The organism is Azospirillum sp. A23 (genome assembly GCF_042938965.1).
GTDB lineage: Bacteria > Pseudomonadota > Alphaproteobacteria > Azospirillales > Azospirillaceae > Azospirillum > Azospirillum melinis.
The window spans coordinates 1-12251 of record NZ_CP170664.1 but is presented as its reverse complement, the minus strand read 5'-3'; the positions used below and the strand labels follow the sequence as shown (position 1 = coordinate 12251).

General features: G+C 67.7%; 15 protein-coding genes. 9 read left to right on the top strand and 6 right to left on the bottom strand.

Features of this window, described 5'->3' with window-relative positions:
• Positions 1-97 precede the first annotated feature (97 nt).
• Together ABNQ40_RS05510 and ABNQ40_RS05505 are read left to right on the top strand one after the other, a co-directional pair.
• Entirely contained in the window at positions 98-769 is a 672-nt protein-coding gene (locus ABNQ40_RS05510; RefSeq protein ID WP_109050352.1) for an outer membrane lipoprotein carrier protein LolA, read from the top strand.
• 76 nt (positions 770-845) lie between these two features.
• On the top strand, positions 846-1490 hold the full coding sequence (locus ABNQ40_RS05505) for an HdeD family acid-resistance protein (protein WP_109050353.1): 645 nt from the start codon (positions 846-848) through the stop codon (positions 1488-1490).
• 49 nt (positions 1491-1539) lie between these two features.
• Here the strand turns inward: ABNQ40_RS05505 and ABNQ40_RS05500 are convergent, their stop codons facing one another.
• Positions 1540-2193, bottom strand: coding sequence for a glutathione S-transferase family protein (locus ABNQ40_RS05500; RefSeq protein WP_391345743.1), 654 nt, complete (start codon positions 2191-2193; stop codon positions 1540-1542).
• 85 nt (positions 2194-2278) lie between these two features.
• Between ABNQ40_RS05500 and ABNQ40_RS05495 the strand changes: the two genes are divergently transcribed.
• From ABNQ40_RS05495 to ABNQ40_RS05485, 3 genes are all read left to right on the top strand, one after another.
• The gene (locus tag ABNQ40_RS05495; RefSeq protein WP_391345742.1) at positions 2279-2782 is read left to right on the top strand and encodes a winged helix-turn-helix transcriptional regulator; all 504 of its coding nucleotides are present in this window, start codon (positions 2279-2281) and stop codon (positions 2780-2782) included.
• Positions 2783-3037: 255 nt separating this feature from the next.
• Positions 3038-4039, top strand: coding sequence for an AraC family transcriptional regulator (locus ABNQ40_RS05490; RefSeq protein WP_109050356.1), 1002 nt, complete (start codon positions 3038-3040; stop codon positions 4037-4039).
• Between the two features lie 107 nt (positions 4040-4146).
• On the top strand, positions 4147-4962 hold the full coding sequence (locus tag ABNQ40_RS05485) for an AraC family transcriptional regulator (protein WP_391346067.1): 816 nt from the start codon (positions 4147-4149) through the stop codon (positions 4960-4962).
• A gap of 16 nt (positions 4963-4978) precedes the next feature.
• Here ABNQ40_RS05485 and ABNQ40_RS05480 read toward each other — a convergent pair whose 3' ends face one another.
• A complete protein-coding gene (locus ABNQ40_RS05480; RefSeq protein WP_391346064.1) occupies positions 4979-5578 on the bottom strand; it encodes a LysE family translocator in 600 nt (199 codons plus the stop codon).
• 13 nt (positions 5579-5591) lie between these two features.
• Entirely contained in the window at positions 5592-6002 is a 411-nt protein-coding gene (locus ABNQ40_RS05475) for a DUF2000 domain-containing protein (RefSeq protein ID WP_109050358.1), read from the bottom strand.
• Between the two features lie 199 nt (positions 6003-6201).
• On the opposite strand from ABNQ40_RS05475, the gene ABNQ40_RS05470 reads away from it, so the two are divergent.
• Entirely contained in the window at positions 6202-6600 is a 399-nt protein-coding gene (locus ABNQ40_RS05470) for a DUF6157 family protein (protein WP_109050359.1), read from the top strand.
• A gap of 10 nt (positions 6601-6610) precedes the next feature.
• Here ABNQ40_RS05470 and ABNQ40_RS05465 read toward each other — a convergent pair whose 3' ends face one another.
• Both ABNQ40_RS05465 and pobA read right to left on the bottom strand, forming a co-directional pair.
• A complete protein-coding gene (locus tag ABNQ40_RS05465) occupies positions 6611-6967 on the bottom strand; it encodes a Lin0512 family protein (RefSeq protein ID WP_109050360.1) in 357 nt (118 codons plus the stop codon).
• Between the two features lie 112 nt (positions 6968-7079).
• Complete coding sequence (gene pobA / locus ABNQ40_RS05460) at positions 7080-8279, bottom strand: 4-hydroxybenzoate 3-monooxygenase (protein ID WP_391345739.1); 1200 nt, start codon at positions 8277-8279, stop codon at positions 7080-7082.
• A 161-nt stretch (positions 8280-8440) separates the two neighbouring features.
• Here pobA and ABNQ40_RS05455 point away from each other — a divergent pair, with 161 nt between their 5' ends.
• From ABNQ40_RS05455 to ABNQ40_RS05445, 3 genes are all read left to right on the top strand, one after another.
• Positions 8441-9421, top strand: a complete 981-nt coding sequence (locus ABNQ40_RS05455; RefSeq protein WP_109050362.1) for a helix-turn-helix domain-containing protein — start codon at positions 8441-8443, stop codon at positions 9419-9421.
• Between the two features lie 74 nt (positions 9422-9495).
• Positions 9496-10332 (top strand): serine O-acetyltransferase, encoded by an 837-nt coding sequence (gene cysE / locus ABNQ40_RS05450; protein WP_247880191.1) that lies wholly within the window; start codon positions 9496-9498, stop codon positions 10330-10332.
• A gap of 130 nt (positions 10333-10462) precedes the next feature.
• Complete coding sequence (locus ABNQ40_RS05445; RefSeq protein ID WP_391345737.1) at positions 10463-11233, top strand: DUF3750 domain-containing protein; 771 nt, start codon at positions 10463-10465, stop codon at positions 11231-11233.
• A gap of 61 nt (positions 11234-11294) precedes the next feature.
• Here the strand turns inward: ABNQ40_RS05445 and ABNQ40_RS05440 are convergent.
• A partial coding sequence (locus tag ABNQ40_RS05440) for a glycosyltransferase family 2 protein (RefSeq protein WP_158285594.1) occupies positions 11295-12251 on the bottom strand: 957 nt, incomplete at its 5' end.

The following is a 12251-nucleotide window of genomic DNA, read 5'->3' as shown; positions in this document are numbered from 1 at the left end:
ACTAAGAGTCGGCACCGGTAATCCTTGGCAGCGGGGGGCGGACGCCTTATGTCCGCCATACCGGCCGGTTAAGGAGCCGGGCTCCGAACGACCGAGGATGAAGACCGTGCTTCGCCGCCTTTCCGCCGCCCTGCTGTCCGCCGCTCTGCTGGCCCCGCTGCCGGCCGCCTTCGCCCCGCCCGCCATCGCCGCGCCGGCCACCCCCGTTTCGCTGACGGCGCAGGACCAGGCGGTCGTCGCCAAGGTGGAGGAGTATCTGAACGGCATCACCACCCTGCAATCGAAGTTCCTGCAGGTGGCGCCGAACGGACGGCAGGCGACCGGCACCTTCTCCCTGTGGCGGCCGGGCAAGATGCGGCTGGAGTATGACCGGCCGCTGAAGGACTTCATCGTCGCCGACGGCACCTTCGTCTTCTATTGGGACGGCGAGATGCGCCAGCAGTCGAGCGCCCCCATCGGCTCGACGCTGGCCGACTTCATCCTGCGAAAGAACATCCGGCTGTCGGGCGACGTCACCGTCACCGACGTGTTCCAGGCCCCCGGCGTGATCGAGGTCAGCCTGCTGGAGACCAAGGACGCCGGCAAGGGCACCCTGACCCTGGTGTTCGAGGACCGGCCGTTCCAGCTGCGCAAGTGGCGGGTGCTGGACGCCCAGGGCCTGACCACCGAGGTGGCGCTGCTGAACCCGCGGACCGACGTCACCTTCGACCGCGAGATGTTCTATTTCAAGGAGCCGGCGCGCGGGTCGGACTTCGGCCGCAACAACTGAGCGGCCGGAGCGAGTCGGGCAACAAAACCCTTCGCCTCCTGTTGTCATTGCACAGGGTGACAGCGGGAGGCTTACCATGTCCAACGATCAGGCCGGTCGGCCCGGCCCGGATCTGAAGCTTGATCCGGCGGGCCGTCTGCGCAGCATGAACAGGGTGCTGGCGCGCAACTGGTGGGCGCTGGCGCTGCGCGGGGCGGCGGCCATCCTGCTGGGGGTGCTGGCCCTGCTGATGCCCGGGGTGACGGTGGCGACGCTGGCGCTGACCTTCGCCGCTTATCTGCTGCTCGACGGCGTCTTCGCCATCCTGGCCGGGCTCCGCGCCTCCCGCCACCATGAACGCTCGCTGCCCTTCATCCTGGAAGGGGTGGTCAGCCTGATCGCCGGCATCGTCGCCGCGCTGTGGCCGGCCGCCAGCCTGTTCGCGCTGGTGTTCCTGATCGCCGCCTGGTCGGTCATCACCGGCTTCGCCGAGGTGATGGGGGCATGGCGGATGGAGCGCACCCACGGCAAATGGGCCTGGGGCGTCGCCGGCGCGATGTCGATCCTGTTCGGGCTCAGCATGTGGATCCTGCCGGCGCTGGGCCTGCTGGCGCTCGCCTGGGGTGTCGCAGCCTACCTGATCGCCTTCGGCGTGCTGGCGCTGGTGACGGCCTTCCGCCTGCGGCACTGCCATCGGGAAAACGACGCCTCGGGCGGCGGGGGAATGGCGGCGGCGGTTTGAGCCGTTCCGTCGATGATGACTGTTCCCGTGAAGCCGCTCCCGTAACCGGTCAGTCACGATCGGGTGCACCGAGCGGGAAATAGGACCGGTAAGGGCGCCCCTCGTCGACGGCACGCGCGATGGACGGCCACGCCAGCAGGCGTGAGCGATAGTCCCGCAGCTGCGGAAAGCTGGGGCCGATCCGATGAACCCAATCGGCATAGAAGAGCGACGGAGCTGCGGCGCAGTCGGCCATGGTGAAGCTGTCGCCTGCCGCCCAGCGTCTGCCCGACAGCCTTTCCTCCAGCCACGCATAGGCCGTATCGAGATCCCGGCGGGCTTTCTCCTTCACCTCGTCCAGCCGCGTCGTGTCCGGCCGTATCGACTCCAACACCGGGGCCTGCATGGGCGTCATGATGTAGTTGTCAAAGAACCGATCCATCAGCCGGACCTCCAGGGCGGCGTCACCGTCGTCGGGCAGCCACCGGATCGGCCCGGCATGATGGAGATCCAGATGCTCGATGATGATGCTGGATTCCACCACGGTGCGGCCATTGTCCACCAGCACCGGAAAGCGCCCGAGCGGCCAGAGAGCCGCGCGCTCCGCCGCCGCGCCGGGGTCCTCCAAATTCCGATAGGTGAAGGGAATGTCATTCTCCCAGAGCGCGATCAGCACCTTTTGGGAATACGAGGAGAAGGGATGTGCATAGAGCGTCAGCGACATCGGGGCACCTCCAACCGCTTGCGATATGCAAGCAGTTGAAATCTACCGCGACCGATCCTACTTTGCAAGTGGAAGGAGACCGGTCTTGCAGGACGCACATCGGTCGGGGTGTCCGATCAACCTGACGCTGGAGGTCCTGGGCGACCGCTGGAGCCTGATCGTCATCCGCGACATCATTTTCGGCGACCGGCGCCGGTATCGCGAACTCCTTACCCGCTCGGAGGAGGGCATCGCGTCCAATGTGCTGGCGGACCGGCTCAAGCGGCTGCTCGCCGCGGGCCTGCTGACCAAGGCCGACGACCCGCGTCACCGGCAAAGCGTGATCTACAGCCTGACCGAACCGGCGATCCAACTCGTTCCGTTGCTGACGCAGATGGGGGCATGGGGGCGGCGGCATGCTCCTGCGTCCAGAGAGCTGTCGATCCGTGCGCAGCTTCTCGAAGAGGGCGGTCCTCCCTTGTGGGAAGAGTTGATGGACGAACTGCGCGCGCGCCACTTGAATGCCGACGCATGCGGCCCGTCGGTCTCGAATTCCGTCTTGCAGCGACTGAACGCTGCCTACGAGGCAATCCGGCAGGCGTCGAACTGACAAGCCCATCGGCGAGGGGAGAACGCCCGCCTCCGGCCCGGTCCGCTTGGGATGGGGCGGCGATTGCTTGCAGTTTCCCTGCATGATCGTAAGTCTATCGTATAATTTCCTACACGAACAGTCTCTGGCAGCCTGAGATCGGCACGATGTTTGCTGCGTTGCGGCAAAACGGCTGCGAGGGGCTGTGTCATGACGCCGCACCGACCGACTCTTGGGCAAACTGCCGGCCAGCCCGGCGGGAGCCGCACAGGAACTGTGCAACACAACATCCTGGCCGCCGCGGCCTGCGGGGTGTCGGACTTCATCGCCGCCCAGGGCGGCTGCCCCGATCAGGTGTTCCACCGCGCGGGCGTGGAGGAGCGAGCGCTCGGCCAGCCGACGCTGGCGCTCGACCTCCGCGCCTATGTGGCGATGATGGAGGTGGCGGCGGCGGAGACCGGCAACGACAATTTCGGCCTGATGTTCGGCCGCCAGTTCCAGCCGGAGATGCTGGGGCTGATCGGCTCCATCGCGCTGGCCGCCCCGACCTTGGGAGCGGCGCTCGACCATCTGGCCCGGCTGTTCCCCTTCCACCAGCAGGCGACCGAGACGCGTTTCGTCCGCGAGGGAGAACTGCTGCGGCTGGAATACCGCATCCTCGACGGGCGCATCGTCGAGCGGCGGCAGGATGCCGAGCTGACCATGGGCATGTTCGCCAATGTCGTGCGCGCCTGCCTTGGGCCGGCGTGGATGCCGGAGGAGGTGCATTTCGAGCATCCCAAGCCGGAAGGCTGGCGCCAGCATGAATCACTGTTCGACGCGCCGGCCCATTTCGGCCAGCGCACCAACGCCATCCTGCTGCGCGACCGCGATCTCGACCGCCGCATGCCCGGCGGCGACATGGCGCGGCTGACCGGGCTGTGCGGCACGCTGATCGACATCGCCCGCGGTACCGGCACGCCGCCGCTGCTCGACCGGGTGAAGGCGGAGGTGCGGGCGCGGCTGCCGGAAGGCCCGACTTACGTCGAGGACATCGCCGACCGGCTGGGCATCGCCCGCTGGACCCTGCAACGCCGGCTGGCCGACGAGGGGCTGAGCTTCTCCGATCTGGTCGAGGGGGTGCGGCGCGATCTGGCGGCGGTCTATATCCGTCAGCGCCATGTCCCGGTCGCCGACATCGGCGCGCTGCTGGGCTATTCGGAGGTCAGCGCCTTCAGCCGCGCCTTCCGCCGCTGGTTCGGCATGTCGCCGGCGAAGATGCGCGACGCGAAGGGCTGATGTCGCCAGCCCCCCGGCGGAGCTGGATGGCGGCGACCTTGTGGCGGCTGGGCGCCTCCTGCCATAAGATCGCCGCCGGGACATCTCCGGGGCAGGGCAGGGCCGGCATGGCGCGCGCATCGAGGAATCGTCACCGCTTCTGGCGGGACCCGGCACTTCCGCATCTGGAAGCGCGCAGCATCGAGGACGGGCAGGAGGTCTGCTACGGCTGGCACAGCCATTCGACCTTCTCCATCGGGCTGGTCACCGGCGGCGCCAGCGATTTCCGCATCGGCGCCGAGTGCCACCGGGTCGGCGCGGGCACCGTCGTGCTGATGAACCCGGACGAGGCCCATGCCTGCAACCCGTTGGACAGCCGGCCCTGGTCCTATCGGATGCTGTATGCCGATGCTGCCTGGCTGGCGGCAGTCGAGGGGGAAACGGTATTCCGGCCCTTCGCCCCGCCTCTGAGCCGCGATGCGGAACTGGCCGGCCGGCTGGACCGGCTGTTCGGCGTGCTGTTCGATCCGGAGCCCGACAGTGCCGGGAGGGCGGAGGCGGTCCGCTCCTTCTTCACCGGGCTGCGGCAGGCGCTGGGCGGGGTGCCGTCCACCGTCGATGAGCACGGCGGGCATGCGGCGCTGGACCGGGCCGCCGACTTCATCTCCGCCCACTGCACGCAGCCGCTGCGGCTGGCCGACATCGCCGAGGTGTCGGGATTGTCGCCCTCCTATCTGGTGCGGTCCTTCAAGGCGCGCTACGGGCTGACCCCGCACGCCTACCAGATCAACCGCCGCATCCAGTTCGGACGGCGGGAGCTGCAGCGCGGCCGGCCGATCGTGGAGGTGGCGCTCGATGCCGGCTTCGCCGATCAGGCCCATTTCCAGCGGGCCTTCAAGCGCCATGTCGCCGCCACGCCCGGCCAGTACATGTGCCGGGAGTGAGGGTCAGGCGGCGCAATCAGGCGGCGATGCCGATATGGACGGCGCTGGCCGCGAGCAGGGCGGCCATGGCGCGGTTGAACAGCCGCATCCGCCGCCCATCCGCCAGCAGATGGCGCAGCCGGGCGCCGGCATAGGCCCAGCAGGCGACGGACAGGAAGCAGATGACGAAATAGAGCCCGGCAAAGATCCAGAGCCGGGCCGGATCGTCCCCGGCATAGGCGCCGACCCCGGCCAACGCCGCGACCCAGGCCTTGGGATTCAGCCACTGCATGGCGGCGCCTTGCAGGACGGAGGGCGACGGGGGCGGCTCGGCGTCGGCGATCCCGCCGCCGCTTCTGCCGTCGCTTCTCCACAGCGTCCAGCCCATCCACAGCAGGAAGGCGACGCCGGCCCAGCGGATGAGCGCGGCGGCGGCGGGCCAGCCGCGCAGCAGTTCCGCCAGCCCGAGCCCGGCCAGCACCAGCAGCAGGACGAACCCCAGCGTGGCGCCGGCGACATGGCGCAGGGTGGCGCGCAGGCCGTGGGAGACGCCACTGGACAGCGCCACCACATTGACCGGGCCGGGGGAGATTGAGGCGGCCAGCGCGAAGCCGGCCATCGACAGATAGAGCGTCATCATCGCCGCCGTCCTATTTCAGCAGCGGCAGCGAGCCGGTCAGCGAGCGCACCAGCGCCGCCGGACCGTGCAGGCAGAGGCCGAGATAGCGCAGCTCCCCCTGCCGGGTGGCGGCGAGGCGCCGGCTGTAATCGTCATAGCTTTTGGCGCGCTGGGCGATGTCAGTCATGCCGACCACGCCCACCCCTTCGGCCTCCCGCTCCGCCGCCTGCCGGCGCAGCGCACGCAGGCCTTCGGAATCGGACACCAGGATCGGCATCACGATGGTGGTGATGCCGGGATGACTGACGCCGTCGGCATCCCGAAGGTCGCAGCCGACCAGATCGGGCCGCAGTTTCCCCAGCGTCATCGACAGGGCGGCGGCGGTGTTGGCGATCAGCCCCGGCGGCAGGGCATGGTCGATGATGAAGGCGCAGCGTGTCACGTCGGCTTTCCCTTTGTTGGACCAAGGTCGGGCCGGCGGACTGTCGCGGGGCGGGCGGGGGCGGGTATTGAAGGAAATTACCCAGGGCCGGAAGGAGAGCAGGGGTGAAGCAGGGCTGCAACCGGTGCCCGCACCGCCTACACTGTCCCGGCAGCACCACCGCCTGGAGGTGCTTCTTGCGGTTACTTGGGGCGCCGGGATGTCCACGAACTACATCAATACCTTCATCACGGCCGCAGCTGACGGTAAGGTGCAGGCGGGCATCGTTCCGTCCAAGGCCGGCACGGTCGGCGCGCTGCAGATCTCGCTGCTGCTGGAGCGGCCCTACGTCCTGACCAGCGACGATCTGTTGCTGGAGGTCTACATGATCCGCAACGGCATCCCGCCGGAAGAACGCGAGGCGGCGCGCGACCGTCTCTTCGCCAAGCCGCAGGCCTGTCTGCGGGCGTCACCGCTGGTGAAGCAGTATGGCTGGGGCCTGCACCATGACGGCGCCGGGCGGGTCGCCGCCTATGGAATCGAGAGCGATGCCTATCGTGACCTGAGCCGACGCCCGGATCTGGCCGTCGTCGCCGGGATGCGCAACAGCCGCGGCTGACGGCGCCGGTTCAGATGCCGACCTCCACCGCCGCGTTGACGACGTAGATCTGCTCGTTGCGGTCGTTCTTGTCGGCCAGGAAGATGCCGCTCGGCGCCAGCATGCCGCCGCTGGTGACGTGGATGCTGACCGCGCCATAGGGGAAGACGGCCTTCACCGCCTCGTGGTCCAGCCGGTCGGCATCGGCCGGCACGGCGAGGTGGACGCGCACCTGCATCCTGCCGGTGTCGCCGTCCACCAGCGCCCGCATGCCCGGCATCGAGTTGCGCTCTATGGCGTTGCGCACGGCGCGGACGGCGGCCTTGGTCACGTCCTGGCCATGCAGATCCACCCCCATGCCGAGTTCCACGAACATCACCTGCTTCATCGCGCCGGGCTTTCCTGTCGGTGTCGGATGACGGGGATGATGGCGCGGACCCGCGGCAAGGGCTAGGGGGCGGCGGCGGATTTTCGGGGGGTGGAAGGCAATCGGCCCCCGTTCACTCCATCGGCAGCCCCACGTAATTCTCCGCCAGCGCCGTCATGGCGGCGCGGGAGTGGACCAGATAGTCCAGTTCCGCCAGATGGACGCGCTGCTCGAAGGGCGATTCCCGCTCGTTCCGGTGCAGCATGGTGGTCATCGACCACGAGAAGCGCTCCGCCTTCCAGATGCGGCGCAGGCAGGTGGCGCTGTAGCCGTCCAGCCCCTCGGTGGTGCCGGACTTGTAATAGGCGGTCAGGGCGCGCGACAGCACCAGCACATCGGCGACCGCGAGGTTCAGCCCCTTGGCGCCGGTCGGCGGCACGATGTGGGCGGCATCGCCGGCGATGAACAGGCGGCCATACTGCATCGGGTCGCAGACGAAGCTGCGCATGGCGATGATGCCTTTCTGGAAGATCGGCCCTTCGGTCAGGGTCCAGCCGTTGTCGTCCTCCAGCCGACGGTGGAGTTCGGACCAGATGCGGTCGTCCGACCAGTTGGCGATGTCGTCCTTGGGATCGACCTGGATGTAGAGCCGCTGCACCTCCGGCGAGCGGGTGCTGAGCAGGGCGAAGCCGCGCTCGTGGTTGGCGTAGATCAGTTCGGGGTGCGACGGCGGCGCCTCGGTCAGGATGCCGAGCCAGCCGAAGGGATAGACCATCTGGTATTCGTTGCGGGTGGCTTCGGGGATCGCCTGCCGGCTCGGCCCGTGGAAACCGTCGCAGCCGGCGACGAAGTCGCAGCGCAACTCTTCCAGCGGCCCATCGGGGCCGCGGCGGAACCGCACGCGCGGCGCATTGCCGTCGAGGTCGAGGAACTGCACGTCGGACACGCCGAACAGGATGGTGCCGCCATCCTCCAGCCGGGAAGAGACGAGGTCGCGGATCACCTCGTGCTGGGCATAGACGGTGACGCGCTTGCCACCGGTCAGCTCCGCCATGTCGATGTGGTGGCTGCGGCGGTCGAAGCGCAGCGTGATGCCGGAATGGAAATGGGCCTCCCGCATCATGCGCTCGCCCAGCCCCATTCCGTTCATCAGGTCGACCACCCACTGCTCCAGCACGCCGGCGCGGATGGTGCCCTCGATCTCCTCGCGGCTGCGGTGTTCGAGGATGATCGACTCGATGCCCTGGCGGTGGAGCAGATGGGACAGGAACAGGCCGGCCGGGCCGACGCCGACGATGGCGACCTGGGTGCGGGGTGGTTTGGTGGAATGCATGTCTCTCGCCCTCCTTGGGGACCAGGGGCAGGTGTGTTTTTGCAAATTGTTGTCCACACCAATCATTGGTGTTCATGCTATTCCCGGGCGGGAGGGCCGGACATAGACGAACCGGCGAAAGGCTTGTACTTTTCAACGCCTGCCCGACGGAGCCCCGTGCGATGTCCGCCCACCTTGCCCACGGTGCCGAACCCATTCCCCGCTATTGGCTGTACGGCGAACCGCCGGCGGTGCCGGAGCTGCGCTTCGTCCATATCGAGACAATTCCGGAACGGATGCGCTTGTACAATTGGGAGGTCCGCCCGCATCGCCACGACGGGCTGAGCCATGCCCTGCTGGTCGGGGAGGGCGGCGGGCGGCTGACCGCCGACGGGGTGGAGGTGGCGTTCCGCGCCCCGGCGCTGATCGTCGTGCCGGCGCAGGTGGTGCACGGTTTCCGCTTCGATCCCGGCACCGACGGGCATGTGCTGACCATGTCGGAGGGGTTCCTGGCCGGTGTGCTGGCCGCGGCGCCGGAGGCGGAGCTGCGCGACGCCCCGGCCCTGCCGCAGGCCTGGAACCTCGAGGCCGGCTCGGACGGGGCGGCGGCACTGGACCGCTGCTTCGCCGAGATCAGGCGGGAGTTCCGCGCCCACCATGTCGGCCGGGCCAGCGCCATCGCGGCGCAGGTGATGCTGCTGCTGGTCGCCGCCGCACGGCTGGCGGCCGACCGGCGGCGGGACAGCGCGGACCGCGACGGGCAGGGGGCGTCGCCCGACCTCAGGCTGCTCGCCCGGTTGCGGCCGATGGTCGACGAACGGTTCAGCCAGCATTGGCCGGTGGAGCGCTATGCCGCGGCGCTGGGCGTCACGCCGGGCCGGCTGAACGCCGCCTGCCGCCGGGTCACCGGCCTGTCGACCCTGCAGCTGGTGCATGCCCGGCTGATGCTGGAGGCGCGCCGCTCGCTGATCTACACCGGCCATGGCATGGCGGAGATCGGCTATGCCCTGGGGTTCGAGGATCCGGCCTATTTCTCCCGCTTCTTCACCAAGCGCGAGGGGCGGTCGCCGCAGGCCTTCCGCCGCGCCCATGCGGATGGCGGAACGGGAGGCAGCCTTGACGGGAACGGCCTTGACCGGACCGGGGGCGTCTCACCACAGTAACAGCCTTGCGTCCCGTGGCGGGGATGCGGACCGATTCAATGCTTGGGCCCGGTTTGCCGGAGAGGGTGGTGGCGATGGACAGCCTGGACGTCACGATGCGCGAGCCGGCCGAAACGGTCGAACAGTCGCTGTGGCGCCGCCTTCGCGCCGACGCCGTCCGGGTGGCGGAGGAGGAGAGCGGCCTGGCTCCCTTCCTCTATGACGCTGTGCTTGCTCGCGACGGCTTCGGCCCGGCGCTGGCCGCCCTGCTGGTGCGCAAGCTGGCCGACCGCGCCATGCCGGAGGACCGGCTGGCCGCCGTGGTGCGCGACGCGATGGAGGCCGACCCGGCCATCGTCGAGGCCGCCGCCGCCGACCTTGCCGCCATCCTGGCGCGCGACCCCGCCGCCGACGGCTGCCTGACGCCCTTCCTTTATTTCAAGGGCTACCATGCCCTGCAATGGCACCGCGTCGCCCACTGGCTGTGGCGGGGCGGCCGGCACGACCTTGCCCATTTCCTGCAAAGCCGGGTGTCGGAAGCCTTCGCCGTCGACATTCACCCGGCGGTGCCGGTCGGGCGCGGCGTGTTCATCGACCATGGCACCGGCGTGGTGATCGGCGAGACGGCGGTGATCGGCAACGACGTGTCGATCCTGCAGAACGTCACGCTGGGCGGCACCGGCAAGGAGCATGGCGACCGCCACCCGAAGGTGCGCGACGGCGTGCTGCTGTCCGCCGGGGCCAAGGTGCTGGGCAACATCATCATCGGCGCCCATGCCAAGGTCGGCGCCGGCAGCGTCGTGCTGAAGGACGTTCCCGGCTGCGCCACCGTCGCCGGCGTGCCGGCCAAGGTGGTCGGCTGGTGCCGCGACGAACCGGCCCCCGCACTCACCATGGACCAGAGCCTGCAACAGGGCGATTACAGCATCTGAGCACCCTTTTCCGCGCGCTGTCCCTCCGCTGTCACCGGAAATCCGCGGTCATTGTGCCTATATGGGCCGTGCCTATATGGAAGGCGGGCGGGAAGCCCGGAGCTGAGGGCAGGGCGCGAGGGCCGTGAGGGTGTTGCTGGCATTTCTGTTGACGCTGGTCCTGCTTCTGGCCGGGCCGGTGTTCCTGCTCGCCTCCGGTGCGGTGCCGACCGCCGTCGACTGGAGCCGCATCGACCGCAGCCCGGTCGGCCTCGCCCCCGATGCGACGACGACGCCGGAGGCGGTGGTCCAGGTCTATGCCGCCCGCGTGCTGTCCTGGCGCGGCGCCTTCGGCGTGCATCCCTGGTTCGCGGTAAAACCGGCCGGCGCCCGCAGCTACACGGTCTACGAGGTGATCGGCTGGCGCGCCTACCGCGGCCTGTCGGTGGTGTCCGTCAGCAACCGCGACCCCGACGGCCGCTGGTTCGGTGCCCAGCCCGCCCTGCTGGCGGAGTTGCGCGGCCCCGCCGCCGAAGCCGCCATTCCCAAGATCGCCAAGGCCGCCGCCGGCTACCCCTATGCCGGCGAGTACCGCGTCTGGCCCGGCCCCAACAGCAACACCTTCGCCGCCTGGGTCGCCCGCGCCGTGCCGGAACTGCGGCTCGACCTGCCATCGACCGCATTGGGCAAGGATTTTCTGGGCCGCGGCGTGTTCGCGCGGGCGCCGAGCGGCACCGGCTGGCAGATCAGCCTGTTCGGCGTCGCCGGCCTGCTGCTGGCTCTGGAGGAGGGGGTTGAGGTCAATGTGCTGGGACTGACCATCGGCATCGACCCGCTGGACCTTGCGGTCAAACTGCCGGGGATCGGACGGGTGGGATGGTTCGGGTCGGGGAACATCGATGCGGCGCAGGGCAAGTCCTGACTTGCGCCCGATCATAAGGACGGCGCCCGCCGATTGAGGGCGATCGCAAAGCCCAAGGGAATTAGGGGGCCTTGAAGAGAGGATTCCATGATTGGGCGGAGAAATACGCGTCGGCAAAGCCGGCGCAGGAGGAAAATCGAGGTGGCAGCAGATCGAATCGAAGAATTCCAACGTTCTGCACGGAAATATCCTGTGGTTTTACGAAATGATGTTTATGGCGTGCCAGAAGCTTGTGCCTGTTGCGGCGCTCGACCTCCTGAAAGAGGCGTTTCTTGTTCGGATCGGTATAGAGAATCTTGCTTCCGCCGGCAAAACGACTGAAATGAGGTATGCTGGTGAACGCCACTTTCAGCCCATGCGCATTTGCCCTCATACAGTAATCGAGATCGTCATAAAGAAGAGGGGCAAAGCCCTCATCAAAAAGGCCGACCATATTCAATGCTCGTCGGGATAGGATCAGAGGCGAACGAATCACCATAGGGCATAATGTAACCATGGACTCGAACCGATTGTCCGAAGGCAATCGGAATCGTTTGGCGATGGTATGGAGATAAACATAATGGCCCCCATCAATTACCGGTGGGTCCGGAATGTTGTCCAATGCTTCGATCTTGTTCGGTATCTGCCAGGAACTTTGTGGAGGATTTTCAGAACCTACGCAACGCACACCAATCTGTCCGACTCCGCGACCGCTCAGGATGTCGATCCCATTGCTTTCCATGAAGTCGACACAGACATCAAGCCAGTCGGCTGCCAATATAAAGTCGTCATCCTGCACGATGGCGACCCAATCTCCGGTCGTGGCAGCAATTCCGGCGTTGTTTGCACGAACCTCCCAGATGTCGTCGGTGACGATCAGCCGGTCTGCATAGCATCCTAAAATCGCTTGAGTGCCATCAGTGCTTCCATCGTCGACCGCCACCAGTTCCGCGTCACGGGCGGATCGGCGAAGTTGATCGAGAAAAACATCAAGATAATGAGCTTTGTTGTGAACGCTAAGAACGATGCTGGATTTCAT

Excerpts from the sequence above, each read along its gene's own strand:
- ABNQ40_RS05510 (WP_109050352.1), top strand. The coding sequence starts at position 98 with ATGAAGACCGTGCTTCGCCGCCTTTCCGCCGCCCTGCTGTCCGCCGCT.
- ABNQ40_RS05505 (WP_109050353.1), top strand. The coding sequence starts at position 846 with ATGTCCAACGATCAGGCCGGTCGGCCCGGCCCGGATCTGAAGCTTGAT.
- ABNQ40_RS05500 (WP_391345743.1), bottom strand. The coding sequence starts at position 2,193 with ATGTCGCTGACGCTCTATGCACATCCCTTCTCCTCGTATTCCCAAAAG.
- ABNQ40_RS05485 (WP_391346067.1), top strand. The coding sequence starts at position 4,147 with ATGGCGCGCGCATCGAGGAATCGTCACCGCTTCTGGCGGGACCCGGCA.
- ABNQ40_RS05480 (WP_391346064.1), bottom strand. The coding sequence starts at position 5,578 with ATGACGCTCTATCTGTCGATGGCCGGCTTCGCGCTGGCCGCCTCAATC.
- ABNQ40_RS05470 (WP_109050359.1), top strand. The coding sequence starts at position 6,202 with ATGTCCACGAACTACATCAATACCTTCATCACGGCCGCAGCTGACGGT.
- ABNQ40_RS05465 (WP_109050360.1), bottom strand. The coding sequence starts at position 6,967 with ATGAAGCAGGTGATGTTCGTGGAACTCGGCATGGGGGTGGATCTGCAT.
- pobA (WP_391345739.1), bottom strand. The coding sequence starts at position 8,279 with ATGCATTCCACCAAACCACCCCGCACCCAGGTCGCCATCGTCGGCGTC.
- ABNQ40_RS05455 (WP_109050362.1), top strand. The coding sequence starts at position 8,441 with ATGTCCGCCCACCTTGCCCACGGTGCCGAACCCATTCCCCGCTATTGG.
- cysE (WP_247880191.1), top strand. The coding sequence starts at position 9,496 with ATGGACAGCCTGGACGTCACGATGCGCGAGCCGGCCGAAACGGTCGAA.